This window comes from Pantoea sp. EABMAA-21, assembly GCF_030053335.1.
Lineage (GTDB): Bacteria > Pseudomonadota > Gammaproteobacteria > Enterobacterales > Enterobacteriaceae > Pantoea > Pantoea communis.
In genome coordinates this window covers 197,651-215,993 of record NZ_JASGBX010000003.1, presented here as the reverse complement: position 1 = coordinate 215,993, position 18,343 = coordinate 197,651, and the positions used below count along the sequence as shown (strand labels likewise).

Sequence of the window (18,343 nt, the reverse complement as noted above, 5' to 3'; positions counted from 1 at the left end):
AAAAGTCGCACATCAATGTACATGAAAATCGGGGCAAAAGTACATGCGTCGACGTGCTAAATAGCGGGTAAACGGTTGCAATTCGGGGCTTGTCTGCTAGCCAGTGAACAAGATGCGCGCTATAACCAAAGCGTTTGAACACCGATCTCAATTTCAGGTGTTTGTTTTCTCTACCTTGTTACGCAAAGGACCTCTCAATGAAAATCCGCGCCACAATTATTGCTGTGGGAATCGCTTCGCTGCTGAGCGGCTGCGAAGGAATGGACAACAACGCGCTGCTGCAATCCGGCGCGCAGGCCTATCAGGCTTATACGTTGAATGATTCACAAGTGAAGCAGCTAAGCGATCAGTCTTGTGCCCAGATGGACAAAGACAACCAGCTCGCGCCTGCCAACAGTGAATATCAGCAGCGCCTGAACAAAATCGCCGCAGCGCTGGGCGATAACATCAATGGCGTGCCGGCCAACTACAAAGTCTATCTGACCAAAGATGTGAACGCGTGGGCGATGGCCAACGGCTGCATCCGCGTCTACAGCGGCTTGATGGATATGATGACGGATAACGAAGTGGAAGGTGTGCTCGGCCACGAGATGGGCCACGTTGCGCTCGGCCATACGCGCAAAGCGATGCAGGTTGCCTACGCCACCACGGCGGCACGCACTGCTGCGGCCTCGGTTGGCGGCGTGATTGGTCAGCTTTCGCAGTCACAGCTGGGCGATCTGAGTGAGAAGCTGGTCAATGCGCAGTTCTCGCAAACACAGGAATCGCAGGCGGATGATTACTCTTATGACCTGCTGAAAAAGCGCGGTGTTAATCCACTTGGCTTAGCCACCAGTTTCGAGAAACTGGCGAAAATGCAGCAAGGCCAAACGAGTTCGATGTTCGATTCGCACCCGGATTCCGCAGCACGTGCACAGCACATCCGCGATCGTATTGCGGCAGATGGCAAATAATCGGCCATAAAAAGGAGCGCCTTGTGCGCTCCTGTTCTCAGCTTCAACAGCTAGCGCTTAAACAGATCATCCACCATCGAACCTAAATCCATTTGGTTGTTGTGCAAACTCTGCTCATCCAGCTGACCTTGCGGCGACATCTTATCGATCAGTTGCGGTAACAGCGCCGCCAGCGTGCCAGATGCACCATTCACATCGGTGCCCAGCTTATCGGCCAGCGACTGCAACTCCTCCTGACCGAAAGCATTCTGAATCTCGCCGCCACCGACCTGTTGATTGCCGCCAGTGCCGATCCACGAACCCAGCACCTCGCCAAGCCCGCCTTGTTGAAACTTCTGCAGCAGCACTTCGATACCGCCCTGCTCCTGCACCCAATTCCAGATCGCCTGCAACTGACCCAACTGATTGCCCTGCCCGTTGCCGTTCCCCAGCGAACCGACTAATTCATCCAGAAAGCCCATATTGACCTCCGAAGATTGTGTAACCGTGATTAACGAAGCGATTAATGACGTACGCATCAAAGTATAGCCACGCGCAGCCGATAACGAATTGTCACCGTTAAGTTGTTGAGCCGTTGATGCGAGAAGCGTGACAATGGTCTGAACTCGCCAGACGAGGCCATGTCATAGTGAGTATGGTCTACACTGACCGTTTGTTTTTAGGCGATATCAGAGAGAGTCACCGGAGCACCACATACTATGTTGACCATTCTGATTATTCTCGCCATCGTTATCGCGATTGTGCTGATTGGCGCGTATCTGGTGATACGTTCCGCAGCCAAAGATGTGAATGACGATTACTAGGAACCGGGGACGTCGAGGGCAATGGATCGCCCCATCAGCTATCACCCTTTCTTAATCACTCTGCGCCGCTCAAAACAAATCCCAACCCACTTCACAGATTGACATCATTGCTATCAATGCGCGTTGAGAAAGGACGATAAACATCAGTAGACGAATTCGCGTGGAGAATGAGAAAGCAGAAACGTGATGAGAAAGCTCAGAAGCGATGAATGTCCCTGGAAGGATGATTCTGAATTAGCGGGCGAAGCAAGATTTCTGTCATAAATAAAATGTAGCGTGGTTCAAAGACTCTGACTGGAGCCACTTATGTTGACAATTATCATCATTAGCGCAGTGACGTTATTAGCGGTTGCCGGATTCGCCGTAGTGCGTTCAGCCAGCAACGATATCAACAACAACTATTAAGTTGAGGACAAGGCCATCGCCCTGCCCTCATCTGGATTAACCTTTATTTGCAGCCTGCACGTGCAGCATATCCAGCGCCAGCGTAGCAGCCGCCAGTGAAGTCAAATCAGCGTGGTCATAACCCGGCGCCACTTCCACCAGATCCATCCCGACGATATTCATACCCTGCAAGCCACGAATCAGCTTGGTAGCTTTATCGCTGGTCAGTCCGCCGATCACTGGCGTGCCGGTGCCCGGTGCATGTGCCGGATCCAGACAGTCAATATCAAAGGTCAGATACACCGGCAGATCACCCACGGTGCGTTTCACTTCCGCCAGAATGTCATCGACGCTGCGATCGTTAACCTGCGCTGCATCCAGCACGTTAAAGCCAAGGCTCTTATCAAACTCGGTACGGATACCAATCTGCACTGAATGATTCGGATCGATCAGACCTTCTTTCGGCGCGGTGAAGAACATGGTGCCGTGGTCAAAGGTTGGACCGTTGGAGTAGGTGTCTGTGTGTGCATCAAAGTGCACCAATGCCATCTTACCGAAGTGCTTAGCGTGGGCACGCAGCAGTGGCAGCGTGACATAGTGATCGCCCCCGAAGGTCAGCATACGCTTACCGTTTGCCAACAGCTTCTCAGCGTGCGCCTGCAGTTTGTCAGAGAGATCCTGTGAATCACCGAATGCGTAAACGAGGTCACCGCAATCCACCACATTCAGGCGCTGACGCAGGTCGAAATCCCACGGCCAGCGGCAACCTTCCCATGCGAGGTTAGTAGAGATCTGGCGAATCGCGCCCGGCCCTAAACGGCTGCCCGGACGGCCTGAAGTTGCGGCATCGAAAGGTACACCAGTGATCACCCACTCAGCATCGCTGTCGTAAGGCTGAAAGTTCACCGGGAAGCGCATGAAACCGAAGGCGTTAGAAACCAGGGAGTTATCGTACTGATTGCCCAGGGTGTTATACATAACTTGTCCTCTTTAGATCCGTGAGTCGTTTAGCCACTAAGGTATAGATGAAAAAAATCCCCTCCGCGTCGTTATGCCCGACGAGGAAGGGATTTGTTGTGCATGATTATCGCGAAGAATCAGGCGACCTGCAATCGTCACTTTTCAAATGTAACAACTACTACTTTTTGTAAAATTCAGTGGATTGTCTCGTGAATGAATTGATTAGCAGTGTTGATTTCATGATGCAGAGTAAGGTCAAGAACAGAAACGTACTTAAGCATTAAAGTCATTATATTCAGTCAGTTGAGTTAAATCAGGTGCAATGATTAGTTCAATAGGCCTTACAGATAATTTGCAAAATATTAATAGACGAAAACGTTTAGGATTATTTCGACATGATCTGTAACTTACGTCATCAAAATTAGGGAAAATTCTTACAGACAAGCAGGGACCAGCTGTTCAAGTGGATGGATCCATATCAACGACAAACCATCTAATTGTTCAAAATGGCATCACGCCTTTCGCGTATTCATCAGCTCTAATCTTTTGAATTTGCGTAAAATCTGCTGACTAATTCAGCTCCCCCGTCTGAAAAACTATAAACCTCCCCCCTACACCGCCTGTATTGCGTCCAGTGCATTGGTAGCTGTTAAGCCAGGGGCGGTAGCGTGTAAAAATCCCACCCAATTCTTATGAGTTAAACAAATGGCCAGAAGTGGATTTGAAGTCCAGCAAGCTGCCGTAAAGGCCTTGTTTTTGCGTGAAATACGCACCCGATTTGGTAAATTTCGCTTAGGCTACTTTTGGGCGATTCTTGAGCCGTCTGCACATTTGCTGGTGCTGCTGGGCATATTTGGTTTTGTTATGCACCGCACCATGCCGGATATATCATTCCCGGTATTCCTGCTGAATGGCATTATTCCGTACTTTATTTTCAGTAATATTACAAACCGTTCAGTCGGAGCGATTGAAGCTAACCAAGGGCTGTTTAATTACCGTCCGGTAAAGCCGATCGACACCATTATGGCCCGCGCACTGCTAGAAACGCTGATCTATGCCGCCGTTTATATTCTGCTGATGGTGGTTGTGTGGATGGCTGGCGAATACTTTGAAATTACCAACCTTCTGCAATTAGTTGCGACATGGGGATTGCTGATTCTATTTTCATGCGGAATTGGGTTAATCTTTATGGTAGTGGGAAGAACCTTTGCCGAAACCCAGAAGTTTTTGCCGATATTGCTAAAACCGCTTTATTTTATTTCCTGCATTATGTTCCCTTTGCACTCCATTCCAACAGATTACTGGCCTTATTTGTTATGGAACCCTTTGGTTCATGCAGTTGAACTCAGCCGTGAAGCGGTAATGCCAGGTTATGTGAGTGAGGGTGTAAGTCTCAGTTATCTAGCGATTTGTACCTTAGTCACGGTATTTGCTGGCCTTGCATTATATCGCAATCGTGAAGAGGCAATGCTTACCTCATGATTAAAATAGAAAATTTAACGAAATCATACCGCACGCCTCAAGGTCGCCATTATGTTTTTAAAGACCTAAACATCGAAATTCCAAGCGGAAAGAGTGTAGCGCTTATAGGTCGTAATGGTGCGGGTAAATCAACTTTACTTCGGATGATTGGCGGCATCGACCGTCCTGATAGCGGCTCCATCACCACCGATAAAACTATCTCATGGCCGGTAGGCCTTTCTGGTGGCTTTCAGGGTAGTTTGACAGGGCGGGAAAATGTAAAGTTTGTCGCCCGGTTATATGCCAAGCAGGAAGAACTAAAAGAAAAAGTAGCATTTGTTGAAGAGTTTGCCGAACTTGGAAAATATTTTGATATGCCAATAAAAACTTACTCTTCAGGAATGAAGTCTCGCTTAGGCTTTGGTCTGAGCATGGCATTTGAGTTTGATTATTATTTAGTTGATGAAGTAACTTCAGTAGGCGATTCTAGTTTTAAACAAAAATGCGCTAAATATTTCAAAGGTCTTAATAAAAAATCCAACTTCCTAATGGTTTCACACAGTCTGAACTCACTTAAGGAATTTTGTGATTGTGCCATTTATATCGAAAAAGATAATGAAGTAAATTACTTTGAGGATATAGAGAAAGCTTTAGAAAAGCATAAAACTGAACAAACCGCCTGAATGAATGAGATAATTTATGCCCATGTTAAAAAAAATAAAAAAACTCATAAAAACACCATCTTTATTTTTTAAAGATTATCTCAATAAAAAACACCCCATACATCTTAATGAAATAAAGTGCCCTCAAGAAGAGGAGCAAATAATAATAAGTTATGATGAAAAACTAGAAAGAACATTCAAAAATAATGCACCAATTGATATTGTTTTCACCTGGGTTAACAGCGATGATTTAATCTGGTCTGATAAATATAATCACTTTAAGAAAAGTGGAAATAAAGAATTAGGAAGATATGCTACTGATTCAGCTAGGTTTGAAAATCATGATGAATTATATTATTCACTTCAGAGTGTTCACAAATTTTTACCTTGGGTGAGAAATATATTCATAGTTACTGATAATCAGATACCAGCATGGCTGGAAAAGTTTAAATCCAAAAAAATCATAATAATTGATCATACCGAAATCATTCCGGGAAAATTCCTGCCTACATTCAACTCTCATGTTATCGAGGCTTTCTTACATAATATACCTGAAATTTCCGAGAGTTTTATCTACTTCAATGATGACGTTTTTGTAGCAAGACCATTAGAAGCAAGTCATTTTTTCAAGAATAATGGACACGCCTCACTTTTTGTGTCCTCCAAAAACCTCAGTCAAATGGTCGAAAGAGGAACATTGACTCCCACACTTTCAGCATCATTGCTTTCATCCGCGCTCATAGAAGAGACATTTAATCACAGACCAGACAATCCATTGGTTCATACTTATGTTCCATTACGTAAAAGTGATTACTTAGATGTCTGGGAATTGTATAAAGATGAAATTGAATCTTTTCTTATGAATAAATTCAGAACAGATAGTGACTTAAACCTCGCAACATTTCTAGTGCCATGGTTTAGCTATTACAAGGGTAATTCAATTCTCCAAAGAGATATTTGTTATTATTTCAACATTAGATCAAAATCAGCGAATAGTTTCTACAAAGCATTAAGAAAAGCAAAAATTGACAATCATCGCCCTCATTCATTCTGTGCAAATGACTTTAATTCTCTCAATGCTCCGTTTGAAAGCTATCAAGATACTCTTAAAAAAGAATTAGATAATTACTACGAGACTGAAAATAAATGAACATAAAAAAAATGCGAAAACTCATTAGAGATCCAAAACTATTCATTTCAGACATGATGTTAAAAAGAAACAAGAGTATTGACAAGCTAAAGCCAAAAAAAAATCATGGTGCATATCAATACACAGTAGTTTCTGCTGTATACAATGTAAGCAATTACCTTGATAATTATTTTGAAAGCATCACCACTCAAAGATTAGATTTTGAAAATAACATTTTTTTGATTATGGTAGATGATGGTTCCGTTGATAACTCTGCAGAAATAATAAATAAATGGCAAAAAAAATTCCCTAGAAATATAAAGTATATTCTCAAAGAAAATGGTGGGCAGGCTTCAGCACGCAATGTAGGGTTGGATTATGTTAAAACAGAATGGGTAACCTTTATTGACCCTGACGATTTTATAGACATAAATTACTTTTTATCAGTTGACAAGTTTATTAGTAAAAATAATCATGGGAATTTAGATTTGGTTTCCTGCAACTTCATTTTCTACTTTGAAGACAAAGATCAAATTAAAGACACTCATCCACTTAAATATAGATTTTCAGGTGGTGATAAGATCATCCCCGTAAATAGCCTAGGGAAAGAAATTCAACTATCGGTAAACTCAGCAATATTCAAACATGAAAAAATAGAATCTAACAATATAAGGTTTAATGAAAATATAAAACCAAATTTTGAAGATGCACACTTTGCTTCATCTTACCTATTGCATATTCAAAAAAGTAACATAGCATTTTTAAAGTCAGCAAAATATTTATATAGAAAAAGAAGTGATGGAAGTTCAACTTTAGATAAGTCATGGGAAAAACCAGGATTATATGATCAAGTATTAGAATTAGGTTGCCTTGATCTCCTTAAAAAATACGCAAATGAAAAAGGAAGTGTGCCTGAGAACATTCAAATAACAGTTGTATATCATCTTATTTGGTATTTTAAGAAGTTGATAAATAATCAGCAAAAATTAAATTTCCTAAGCTTACAAAAGCAAGAACGCTTTCTTTCTCTCTTAGATGAGATTTTTTTATACATTGATGAATCTGTGATTATGAGATTCAATCTTGCAGGTGCATGGTTCTATCATAAAGTAGGAATGTTAGGTGCATTTAAAGACATAGATCCAAATATGCAAATTGTATATGTTGAAGGCTATGATCGTATAAAAAAAATGGTCCAACTAAGGTACTTTACGTATAAGGAAGTATTTGAAGCCATCGAAATTGGTGGAAAGGAAGTTTACCCTAGCTACGAAAAAATAATAAACCACTCTTTATTATCTCGTAGTTTCGCTCAAGAGAAGCGAATTTGGGTGAAAATTGGCTGGCATGAGAAAATAATAATAAACATTTCAGATGTTAAAACAACAATATCTCTTGCAGGAAAACAGTATAGCAATGGAATAACTGGTGAACAAATTGTACGCCACTTTGATAATTTAATACCTGATTATGTATCCAAAGCAAAAAAAACTGATGCTTGGATTTTGATGGATCGAGATTATCAAGCCGATGATAATGCTGAACACCTATATCGTTATATTAGTAAACACCATCCTAACCAAGAAATTTATTTTGCACTTAATGAAACTTCACATGACTGGGAGCGTTTAAAAAAAGAGGGATTTAACCTTTTAAACTTTGGGGGTGAAGAACATCTATCAAAATTAAAAAGTTGTAGTAAAGTCATAAGTTCACATGTAGATTATTGTGTTGTAAACTTATTGGGGCCGCGAATGCTATCAGGCAGACACTTCATATTTCTTCAGCATGGAGTGACAAAAGATGATCTTTCAGGCTGGTTGAATCAGAAAGAGAACATTGACTGTTTTATTACTGCATCAAGTGATGAATATAAATCAATCGTTTCTAATGATAGCAATTATAAGTATTCTAGTAAGGAAGTGAAAATTACGGGTTTCCCACGGCATGATTCTTTATTAAATAGTTCAGGGCACAATAAACAAATTCTAATTATGCCTACTTGGCGTGCTAGTATTGCAGGAGAAGCTAATCGTAACGGGCATGAACGTTCTAAAAATCCTGATTTCATGAGTTCAAGCTTTGCTATACATTGGAATAATTTATTTAACTCTCAGGAGCTAAAGCACTTATCAGAAAAGTACAATTACAAAATCGTCCTTCATCCTCACCCAAACCTTATTAATTACATTGATGAATTCGATATCCCCTCATATATTACATTAAAAAAACCATCAGAAATCAGAATTCAAGAGCTGTTTAGTGAATCATCTCTTTTGATTACGGACTATTCATCTGTAGCTTTTGAATTAGCAATACAGGGAAAACAAACAATTTATTATCAATTTGATGAGGAAGAAGTTTTTTCTGGAGCACATACCTACTCTAAGGGTTACTATGAATATAGGAAACATGGCTTCGGCCCAGTTTGTAATTATTTAGAGGATGTATTTGTTTCTCTTAACAAACTGCTTGAAAATGATGCTATACCATCTGATGAAACTCTTAATTTAATCGAAAACACATTCCCTTACAGGGATGGTAAATCTTGCGAGCGCACCTATAATGCTATTACTGCGTTGGACCAATGTAACGATGATCACATTGATATAAAAGCATTATATAGAAGAGCAATTATCGCATCTAAAAAAGGGTATTGGGCAAGCGCTTGTGATCGGTGGGAAAAGCTATTTTCTATAGATTCATTTATAAATGAAGCAACTAATTCAGATGTTGTAAACTATGCTCAGGCGTTGCTTCAACATGGAAAAGTGTTCCAGTCATTAAAAATGATAAAATCATTAGATATAAATACACCGCACATCGAGCAGGCCACTATAGATGACATTAAAGATAGGTTAAACTTAGCAATTGAGAGCCTAACATTTTTTAATGAAAAATCTAATGCAAAAAAAATAACAAATAATAATAATAATAATAATAATAATACCATTTATCATAACTTTACTTGTGCTTTTAATGGAGGTGACAATTTTATTTTTGCTCCACCTCAAGATACTGAAAAAAATGAGTTTGAAAATCATTTGAAGTTGTGCGAATCTTTTTCAAGAAGAGATTGGGATGAGGTTGAGACCATATTTGAATCAGCTAATGAAAACATAAGTAAAAACATTGAAATTAAAAAAACAACAAAAATAATCACACTTTTTTATCTGCAATATAAAAAAGGGAAAGTAGATTTAATTTCATATTTAAATAATAACTTCAGCAAGCAAGAAAAAGATAGTTTGTGGTGGATTCAGTCTATTTCAATTAACCATAGCTTAAATATTTTTAATAATGTGGTTAATATGATCAGTCCACTCAAAGAGTTTTTTGATTTATTCCCACCTGAACTTACTACGATTTATCTGAATTCATTAAGACATATTAATAACCATGATCTATTTATAGAAGCTTTATCCTGTCTGAATGAAGAATCAAAATCCGCAAATTCAGTTCGCCATGAAATTGCGGAATTTTTCTTTAAAGCCGGGCAATGGGCTGAATCTGCTGAGAATTGGTTGCTACTTTCGAATTCAGAATTTGAGTCACCATACAAATTAGCTTATTCGTACCGAATGCTAGGTATGATAGATGAAAGCTATCATATTTTAGAAGTAAATGACCAAATAGGTAAATTTGACGTAAATTATTGGCTGCTTCGTTCAGAACTTTCACAAATCACTGAAAATTGGGATGATGTCGTATTATGTTGGAACTCAATTATTCGCTTGCACCCAACAACCGCGCCTAAAAATGCCGTAATAAGATTGCAAAATGCACAGCTAATTAGATCTATAAATAGTCTTACTTCAAAAGAAATATAAAACTGTAGAGTTAAACCCAGGCTTCTTAAGTAGGATTCTGACCTACTGAGGAGCCTAACACTTTTTGTAAAACTCCTTTCTCCACCTATACTAAAACTTTAATTTCGTTACCAACTAGCAAGTTATCTCATCATTTACGTACCAGTTTTACTTCAAAAATATTATCGCGTAATATAGAAACGCATTTATTTAATATACGTAGAGACTCATTAACATAACAGTTTTTAATTCTGGAAAAAAATAAACTTGATGGTTTAGATACCTCAGTTAAGTGCATCATTAATTACTTAACTACCTAAAAAATCACACTCTAAGGGGGCACGATGCTAACAGAGTTAAAGTCATATAAAGATGAAAGAAATAACATCATAAACTATGAGGGTAATATCATAAGCAATATGAAAATAACCTTCATAGGATCAAACAATACATTAAATGTACATAAAAACACTAAATTAAAAAACTCAACATTTACCTTTGATTGCGATAATGGCACATGTACTCTTGGAGATAATTCGTTTAACGGTATGGTAAGGGTTGGACAAGACTGTGTTGTAAAAATAGGGGATGGTGTAACATTCACAGGATGGACTTATATATCTACCGCAGAGGGTTCTAAAGTTGAAATTGGTGACGACTGTATGTTCGCATCCAATATTGAAATAAGATCTGATGATGCACACCCATTTTTTGATGTTGATACTGGTAGAAGATTAAATCCTACGCAAGATATAATAATTGGCAATCATGTTTGGATTGCTGCCAAGGCTGTTATCTTAAATGGTGGTAGTATCGGTGACGGAAGTATTTTAGGTTATGGTAGTATATTGAAAAAAAAGATACCTAATAATTGTGTTGCCGTTGGATTGCCAGCCAGAGTTGTTAAAAAAAACATTGCTTGGGAGAGGCCCCACCTTAACCTAGTAAAACCTTATTACAAACCTAATTCATCGTCAATAATAAAGTCCGCATACTGGAATTTGACTGATGAATCAGAATCTACTTTGAGACCAATAAGCATGCCATTTAATAAGCGTTTGTATAACGCTTTTAAAATTCTACTTAAAGGGGACGTCTCATAAAAAATAATTAATAAAAGGTATTTTAAGATCCATATTAAAGAGTATTCCTTGGGTGGGTATAATAAATACCCCATCCTATCAATGGAAATCACGGCCCTTATCAACTGAAGATAACTCTCTATCCATTGTATTTTTGCATGCCTCATTCATGCTTACAGTTGCAACTTCATTAGACTGTTTTTTTAAAACCGTTAGAGCTCTCTAAAGAAATCACATCTCAATAAAAAATATAAAATCGTCTTTTTAATTCAATCCCTTATCATGTCTTTTTTAGTTACAACCGGAAGCCGATTAGATGATGGTTGTTTTTTCCTAAAATCGCCATAATAAACCGCATTCACCTGCGTATTCTCCAGCAGGTAACCACGAAACTTCTTAAACAACTTCATATCCGGCTTAAAATCTGCCGTCCAGAACTGATTAAGATGCCCTTGATAGGTCAATCCCTTCATATCGTACAGCGCGTTCCCCATCACCTTTAATGGTTTATTGTGGATCAACGCTGAAATCCCTGCCGTACTATTAATCGTGATCGCTGCCTTTGCATGAGTTAACAACTCAGGCATTGGCACGTCATGCACATAAATCACCCGGTTCTTTACGCCGTACTCTTTGCTGAGTTTATTGATCAGCGGACCATATAAACGGTGTCCGCGATCCATCGGATGATGCTTAATCACCAAAAACTCGTTACGCGGTGCTTTCTTCGAAAATGAGAAGATTACGTCGTTAATGTAGTCGCGCACATCTTTATACGGGCTATGGTTGCGGATCTGGCTATCGTTATATACCTGCAAGATAGCGAGAAAATAACGCTGATCAAGGCTATTCTGCAAATGCGATAACACATTGCGCTGACGCCAGCCGTACCATTGCTTGCGCCAGTAAGCCCTAATCCAGCACTGTGCCTCATACCACGGTGAGAAAGATTTATGATGCCGATATTCATGGAATTCATGCCGATAGCGCCAACCTACAAGGTAATACCAGGTGGCGTGGCCGATACGTTTCATGGCTGAGGGCTTAAGCTTCTCAACTTGCATTGGCGGCATTTCTGGCAGACGGCGATAGAACTCAGGATCGCGCGGTAAGGAAGAGAACGCATTTACCCCGCCCTCCTCTACCGTAATAAAGTGCGGCCGCAAGTAGCCTTCTTCAAATGCGATAAAACGTATCCCTTTGGCTTGCGCCCAGCGCTTGGCAGCCTGATGCATAGGACGGCAATCGCCAAAGCAAAGAATCGTGTCGAAATCGTATTCTTTATGCGTATCGCGCAGCCATGATGGAAATTCTTTTGGAGTTTTCAGGTAAGGCAAATATTTACGCTGGCGACAGTAAAAACGATCCCCACCGTTAAATATTACATTAACAGCTTCACGCTCAAGTGATTCGAGCCATGTGGCCAGATCATTGAAGAACGGCCCCATCGGCCCCTGTAATAGCAGATACTTTTTCCCAGACAGCAGCATTTTTAAAGCGTTACTGTGCATCATCAACCTTCTTTTTTTTATTTTATGAATCGGTTTTCCTAACCGAATTTAACCTTAAAAAACATCAACATCTTGCGATAATGCCTAACGAGGTAACTCGCTTTCTTTTTATTAACAAACATCTGTCCACGCGGTGCGTGAATCAAAAACTCTGCCGCTTCTTCCGCGCTAATAGCTGCCAAACGCAGCGGATGGATATACGTTGGATAGGCAATCAATGCCTGGTAGATCACATCTGCAAGCCCCAACTTGCGTTTGCGCCTTGCACAGACATGCTCATCATTGGTTAACCCCCATCCGGCATAAAATGGCAGGCCATAGCAATGCACTTGCTTGCCATGCAATAACGCTTCAAAGCCGGAGAGTGAAGTCATGGTATGCAGTTCATCTGCCATCTGGATGCACTGAATAACATCAGCATCCAGCGCCTGATAGTCCGCCAGTTGCGCCACCACTTCCGCTGGGATATCCCCTTTGCGATTGCCTACCAGTACATCAGGGTGCGGCTTATAAACGATGAAGGCACCGGGATTACGCTCACGAACCGTGCGCAGTAATGACAGATTGGTGTTGATGGAAAGCGTACCCGTTTGAATTGAGGCGTCATCTTCAACCTGGCCGGGCACCAGTAGAATTCGCTTACCCTGCGAACCTTGTGGCAGGGCAAAATCCGCCCCTAAGTTGTATTTACTTAGTTTGTTTTCAACCAAACGCTGATGCAGTTTCTCTGCTCGCAACTGTTGTGCCAGCGTCAGTTCGCTATGGTTTAGCATCACTTCGAGATCGCTGGTGCGCGTGGCGTCGTAATAGATGCCGCGCTTATCCAGTACCAAAGAAAGTGGCGGTAACAAGTCAGAACCCAAACCTGAAGAGCGCAGGAAACCATCTTCCATCCGCCATAACGGCAGCTGGCGTAATCTGGCTTTCTCCTGCCAGCGTTGCTCGCCTCGTACTCCCCACACCACACATGCAGTAGCAGCACGGCAATGGCGGGAAAAACTCAGCTTATTGGCGGTGGTATGTAAAAACGGTTTGAGGATGGTGGATTTCCACAGCGTTAATCCTGGTGCCCATAGATGCCCACTGCGTTGCTGCTGATGACGTCGCTGTAGCTGCATCCAGCCCAACACATCAAACAGGGTTGCGGCTGCTCCCGTCAACGGGTCGATATACCGGCTGTAACGCAAATAAGCTGCGGCAAATAGCTCTTCCAAGGTTGAGCTTCCACGGCGCTGGCGAAGTTGCTCCGCCTTTGGATGGCGATCGTCGGTTAACCCCCATCCTGCAAACCAGGGCTGACCAAAGCAGGTAACCGGTTTGCCCGCCATCAAAGCTTCGAAACCATATTGCGAAGTCATCACGTATACGCGTGAGACATGGCGCAGCAACGATTGCGGGCTGACGTTATCCGCCATCAGATGAACGCGATGCGTCGATTGCAGCTGATGGTAGTAACCGGCTTTTTTACCCTCTAACACATCAGGATGGACTTTCACCCAAATGGTCGATGACGGGTTTTCTTTGATAGCCGCATCCAGCATTGCCACAAAATCGTCTGGCCCGGCGTTACCGTATGTCACTGACATATCGCCAAAGGTCTGATCAACCACCAGCACTAAGTTACTGGTCAGGCTCTCCCCGGCGATGAATGCCGGAGCCTGGTTATATTTGGAAAGATCTTCCGTAACGATGGTGTGGATCGCTTCTTTCGCTTCAGCGGCTAATGCCTGATTTTCTTCGCGTTGATGGATCAAACGCTCCAGTGCACTCGGTCGGCTGGCATCGTAATAGATCCCTTCATCATCTAGCACCATGGAAAGTGGTGGCGCACCGCTTACCCCCAAATCTAGCGAGCGGATAAAACCATCTTCGAGACGGAGAATTGATTTACCTGCCGCCTGTGCTAATTCCACCGGCTTGCGTGCGCTTGGGCGATGGCCCCACACAGCGACAGTATTAATCTCAGCGGGTATTGGACGCAGCGGAGAAAGCTTCTGACACGGCTGTGCCAGAAAATTGTCCAGATGCGGAATACGCCAAATACCTGATGAGAAAATACCAATCATGTCTCTTTATCCTTAGATCGACAGAATCACTTTCGCACCCACCGCCAGCTGGTAGAGGATGGTGGAGATACCGCGTGTGACTTCGATGTTCTTCGATTCGTACTTCGGCAGCACCATCAGCTCGTCGCCTGGGTTCAGCGTGTCAACATCTTCACCGTTCTCGGCTGCACCGTTCTGACGAATCACCACAATCTTGGCGTTACCCGATTTCTGCGTCAGACCACCACACTTCTCAATGTAATCTTTCGGGCTCATGCCTTTTTCCCAGCTCACTGCGTTCGGGAACAGCACTTCGCCATGCACCATAACCAGCGAGGTTTTCTGCGGGATGTTAATCACGTCGCCATCTTCCAGCAGAATCGAATCGAGGTTCTTCTCGTTGAGGATCACTTCACCCTTAGGCACCACGTTGCGCGCTTTGTTGACGAAGCGGCTGATCAGCTGAGCTTCCTGCATGCGCAGGCTGGCTTCTTCTTTGGTGGAGGATTGGGCAGAGAGCGAGGCTTCTTCCAGTTTCTGCAGGGACAGATCCAGCATCTCTTTCTGACGCTGCGCCACAGAAGGACGGTAAAGCTGGATAGCACTCATTTCAGACATGCTGTTGGTGCGGATCTTCGCTAACACCGCACGCATGCTCGAACCGTATGGCAGCACCATCGCGTGTTCGCCAGAGTGCGCACCTTCGACGCGAACCTGAATGGTGCCAGCATAGCGATCGGTGCTGACAATCAGCGTATCGCCATCCTGCAACATGCGGCCCGGCGCAGAGCTGATCGGGTAATACTCACTACGTTTCTGCAAGCCCTGCTGGCGGATGATGGTGATGTTAGTCGCGCCTGGCTTGGCACGTGCCCAGCTCAGCGCTTCCGTCACAGGAATGCTGCTGTCACGGAATTCAAAGTCGTAGCTATTGAACACATCGCCCTGCACGCTAAAGGTGTGCTGACGTGGCCCCACCACGATGGTGTCGCCATCGGCAAACTGTGACAGGCCCAGCTTGCCGTTAAGCAGGAAGTCATACAGGTTGATGCTGGAACGCACGCGGTTGCCACGCTTCACCACGATATCCACATAACTACCGCGATCGGGATCGACGCCGCCGGCTTTAATCAGGTAGTTGAGCAGGGAATCAGAGGTCACACCGCCATATAGTCCAGGGCTGCGCACAAAACCGGTCACGTAAACCTTCACCGGCTGCGCCTGCAGCAGCGAGGCGTACACACTGACGTTAGCCTGATAAACCTCTTTGACTTTGCTGGTCACTAACGCATTCAGCTGACTGTTGCTCACGCCCGCGACTTTTACCGGCCCCACATTCGGCAGGAAGATATTGCCTTTCGGATCAACCTGCAGAGCGCCATCAAAAGTGAACGCGCCCCACAAGCGTACCTGAATGCTGTCGCCGGGATTAAGCACATAGCCGGGGTTGAAGCCGACGGTTGCGCCGCTATCGGCGCTGGTGCCGTTAAACAGCTGTGCGCCAAACATGCGGCTCATCATCGCCGGTGCTACCGGGCGCGGGGTGTTATCAAACCCATCGCTGCTCTGCACCTGACTCTGCTGGCCGGTGAGGAACGAAGGCAGCGGTGCCGCACCGGTCAGATTCGGATCGGCATTAATATCGACGGCCGCGCTGGCGGAGGTGGCTTGCCAGACGGCAAGCAGTAACAGTGACTTCAATAATTTCATGACGAACTCAATTAATCCCGGTGATCTTCAATAACGGCTAACAGCAATTTCAGCGTGCCGAACAATAAGCAGCACACCAGCAACCAGCAGGCGATCAAATAAGGGGTATTGGGGAATGTGGATTCCTGCGGCTGCTGCGGTGAACTGATCACCGACAAGACTTTCAGCTTACGTGCCGCTTCCACGCGGGTTTTCTCAATCGAAGTCAGCGCCAGCTTGTACAGCTCGGTATCAAACGCCACCTTCGATTTAATCTCTTCAAAATCCACCGCCATACGGTTCAGCTTGTGGCCCTGCGGCGCGGTGATTTTGCTTTTTTCAGCGTCAATCTGCGCTTGTAAGGAGGAGATCGCGTTTTGCGCACTCACCACCTGCGGCGCGTCATCACGCAGATAGGTCAGCAGGTTACGCAGATCGGCTTCCATCTGGATCTTTTGACCCATCAGGGTATTGACCAGGGTGCTGGCGGCAAGAGCCTGCGCTTCCGGGTCCAGCACGTTGTTGCTGTTCTGGTAAGCGAGCAATTCACTTTTGCTGGCATCCAGTCGAACGCGTGCTTTCTCCATTTCCGCTTCAGCAAACGAGAGCTGATCGCGTGCAATCCGGTGCGACAGTTCGTTGATAAAGCGCTCGGATTCTTTCAACACGGCCTGGTTAAACTTCAGCGCAAATTCTGGGCTGAAGCCTTGCGTCTGGATATCCAGCAGGCCGGTTTTGTCGTCGTAAGCAATGCTGATACGGTCGCGGTAATACTGCAGGAAGCGTTCGGCAGTCTCTTCCTTCGCCAGATGGTTGAGGAAATCCAACCCGCTATGGCTAAAGGCTTCATGGAAGTCGAGTTGCTTATCCAGCACCCGGAGCATGTCCGGTGAATTGATGTACTCCTTGAGGTAGAGCGCATCTTCGGCGGAACTGGGATTAGAGGCACCCAGCAACAAGCCAAAATTAAGACTACTGCTGGTGAGATCGTCCGAACGTTTTATCGCGACTTTGGATTCGCTCATATAGCGCGGCTGGCTGAAGATCACGAGATAGATCAGCAGCAGCGCCATCGGCAGCAGAATGATAATTTTCGCCAGGTGCTTCTGGATTTCCGCCAGTGAAATGGCAGGAAAACGCGAACGCATCGTGGATGCGGCGGACTTCACTTTCATCAACATGTAACAGTCATCAATTATTGTTGGGGTGTCCAAACTACAATTCGGGTTTGGCAATATCTCTCACACCCACTTCTCCATGGTCAGCCGAAAATTTGTACAAGGCTGGTTATTTTTATTCAGTCAACGGGTAATCAAAAGCGCAGGGACTCAGAGGATCTGCACCCTATTTGCGGATTCTTAGATTCGATTGGGTCATGCTGAGAGTTGAGGCTAAGCGCTGGGTGCCACTCAACCAACACGGTAGAAACTGAAGGGATCAATCCCGGCAAAATGCTGCCGCTTTGCTGCTCCTGAAAAACAACCTGCTTCATGTCAGTTCCTTTGCATGATGTATCTGGCAAATGCTCTCGCTACGCTTCCAGACAACGGACGCATAGCTAAATTGCATTAACGATTTTGCTCTATCCCTTGAAAAACCTCATCGCGCCATCTTTATCAGTGGCGAGCCAAAGCGTGCGCATAGGCATCCGCTTAACGGGTAGTGAGGTAAGCTCTTTTTATTATTTTCACTGCGACGCTCACGGAAAAATCTGAAGTGAGCAAGGGATAGAAATTCGACACTCTATGTAACATACAGCAACAGGCGGCACAAGAATTTTAAGCATATTCTTATTGAACCCTTACCCATTCAGCGGTCAATTCTTAACCACAAAAAAGCACCTACTGGTATAAAA

General features: G+C 43.7%; 12 protein-coding genes. 6 read left to right on the top strand and 6 right to left on the bottom strand.

Annotated features, from left to right (window positions below; all coding sequences use genetic code 11):
• The first annotated feature begins 197 nt into the window (after window positions 1-197).
• Window positions 198-953 (top strand): metalloprotease LoiP, encoded by a 756-nt coding sequence (gene loiP / locus QMZ65_RS06400; protein ID WP_211729308.1) that lies wholly within the window; start codon window positions 198-200, stop codon window positions 951-953.
• A gap of 50 nt (window positions 954-1,003) precedes the next feature.
• On the opposite strand, the gene QMZ65_RS06395 is transcribed toward loiP, so the two are convergent.
• Together QMZ65_RS06395 and speB are read right to left on the bottom strand one after the other, a co-directional pair.
• A complete protein-coding gene (locus QMZ65_RS06395) occupies window positions 1,004-1,471 on the bottom strand; it encodes a YidB family protein (protein ID WP_283215623.1) in 468 nt (155 codons plus the stop codon).
• Between the two features lie 726 nt (window positions 1,472-2,197).
• Window positions 2,198-3,118: an agmatinase gene (gene speB / locus QMZ65_RS06390; RefSeq protein WP_034823229.1), complete on the bottom strand. Its 921-nt coding sequence runs from the start codon at window positions 3,116-3,118 to the stop codon at window positions 2,198-2,200.
• Window positions 3,119-3,805: 687 nt separating this feature from the next.
• Between speB and QMZ65_RS06385 the strand changes: the two genes are divergently transcribed.
• The 5 genes from QMZ65_RS06385 (at window position 3,806) to QMZ65_RS06365 (ending at window position 11,264) form a co-directional block, all read left to right on the top strand.
• Window positions 3,806-4,582, top strand: a complete 777-nt coding sequence (locus tag QMZ65_RS06385) for an ABC transporter permease (RefSeq protein ID WP_283215622.1) — start codon at window positions 3,806-3,808, stop codon at window positions 4,580-4,582.
• A complete protein-coding gene (locus tag QMZ65_RS06380) occupies window positions 4,579-5,244 on the top strand; it encodes an ABC transporter ATP-binding protein (RefSeq protein ID WP_283215621.1) in 666 nt (221 codons plus the stop codon). The genes QMZ65_RS06385 and QMZ65_RS06380 overlap by 4 nt, the downstream gene beginning before the upstream one ends.
• Window positions 5,245-5,260: 16 nt before the next feature.
• Window positions 5,261-6,373: a stealth family protein gene (locus QMZ65_RS06375; protein WP_283215620.1), complete on the top strand. Its 1,113-nt coding sequence runs from the start codon at window positions 5,261-5,263 to the stop codon at window positions 6,371-6,373.
• Window positions 6,370-10,182: a CDP-glycerol glycerophosphotransferase family protein gene (locus tag QMZ65_RS06370; protein WP_283215619.1), complete on the top strand. Its 3,813-nt coding sequence runs from the start codon at window positions 6,370-6,372 to the stop codon at window positions 10,180-10,182. The genes QMZ65_RS06375 and QMZ65_RS06370 overlap by 4 nt, the downstream gene beginning before the upstream one ends.
• 323 nt (window positions 10,183-10,505) lie before the next feature.
• The gene (locus QMZ65_RS06365) at window positions 10,506-11,264 is read left to right on the top strand and encodes an acyltransferase (protein ID WP_283215618.1); all 759 of its coding nucleotides are present in this window, start codon (window positions 10,506-10,508) and stop codon (window positions 11,262-11,264) included.
• 248 nt (window positions 11,265-11,512) lie between these two features.
• Here QMZ65_RS06365 and QMZ65_RS06360 read toward each other — a convergent pair whose 3' ends face one another.
• Genes QMZ65_RS06360 through QMZ65_RS06345 form a run of 4 tightly spaced genes read right to left on the bottom strand, consistent with a single transcriptional unit; the run spans window position 11,513 to window position 17,669 of the window.
• Window positions 11,513-12,754 (bottom strand): capsule polysaccharide biogenesis protein, encoded by a 1,242-nt coding sequence (locus QMZ65_RS06360; protein ID WP_283215672.1) that lies wholly within the window; start codon window positions 12,752-12,754, stop codon window positions 11,513-11,515.
• Between the two features lie 38 nt (window positions 12,755-12,792).
• Window positions 12,793-14,820, bottom strand: coding sequence for a capsule polysaccharide biogenesis protein (locus QMZ65_RS06355; protein ID WP_283215617.1), 2,028 nt, complete (start codon window positions 14,818-14,820; stop codon window positions 12,793-12,795).
• A 12-nt stretch (window positions 14,821-14,832) separates the two neighbouring features.
• The gene (locus QMZ65_RS06350) at window positions 14,833-16,509 is read right to left on the bottom strand and encodes a polysaccharide biosynthesis/export family protein (RefSeq protein WP_283215616.1); all 1,677 of its coding nucleotides are present in this window, start codon (window positions 16,507-16,509) and stop codon (window positions 14,833-14,835) included.
• Between the two features lie 11 nt (window positions 16,510-16,520).
• Entirely contained in the window at window positions 16,521-17,669 is a 1,149-nt protein-coding gene (locus QMZ65_RS06345) for a capsule biosynthesis protein (RefSeq protein ID WP_058961877.1), read from the bottom strand.
• Between the last annotated feature and the right edge of the window lie 674 nt (window positions 17,670-18,343).

Excerpts from the sequence above, each read along its gene's own strand:
- loiP (WP_211729308.1), top strand. The coding sequence starts at position 198 with ATGAAAATCCGCGCCACAATTATTGCTGTGGGAATCGCTTCGCTGCTG.
- QMZ65_RS06380 (WP_283215621.1), top strand. The coding sequence starts at position 4,579 with ATGATTAAAATAGAAAATTTAACGAAATCATACCGCACGCCTCAAGGT.
- QMZ65_RS06345 (WP_058961877.1), bottom strand. The coding sequence starts at position 17,669 with ATGTTGATGAAAGTGAAGTCCGCCGCATCCACGATGCGTTCGCGTTTT.
- speB (WP_034823229.1), bottom strand. The coding sequence starts at position 3,118 with ATGTATAACACCCTGGGCAATCAGTACGATAACTCCCTGGTTTCTAAC.
- QMZ65_RS06350 (WP_283215616.1), bottom strand. The coding sequence starts at position 16,509 with ATGAAATTATTGAAGTCACTGTTACTGCTTGCCGTCTGGCAAGCCACC.
- QMZ65_RS06395 (WP_283215623.1), bottom strand. The coding sequence starts at position 1,471 with ATGCGTACGTCATTAATCGCTTCGTTAATCACGGTTACACAATCTTCG.
- QMZ65_RS06370 (WP_283215619.1), top strand. The coding sequence starts at position 6,370 with ATGAACATAAAAAAAATGCGAAAACTCATTAGAGATCCAAAACTATTC.
- QMZ65_RS06375 (WP_283215620.1), top strand. The coding sequence starts at position 5,261 with ATGCCCATGTTAAAAAAAATAAAAAAACTCATAAAAACACCATCTTTA.
- QMZ65_RS06365 (WP_283215618.1), top strand. The coding sequence starts at position 10,506 with ATGCTAACAGAGTTAAAGTCATATAAAGATGAAAGAAATAACATCATA.
- QMZ65_RS06355 (WP_283215617.1), bottom strand. The coding sequence starts at position 14,820 with ATGATTGGTATTTTCTCATCAGGTATTTGGCGTATTCCGCATCTGGAC.
- QMZ65_RS06385 (WP_283215622.1), top strand. The coding sequence starts at position 3,806 with ATGGCCAGAAGTGGATTTGAAGTCCAGCAAGCTGCCGTAAAGGCCTTG.
- QMZ65_RS06360 (WP_283215672.1), bottom strand. The coding sequence starts at position 12,754 with ATGCACAGTAACGCTTTAAAAATGCTGCTGTCTGGGAAAAAGTATCTG.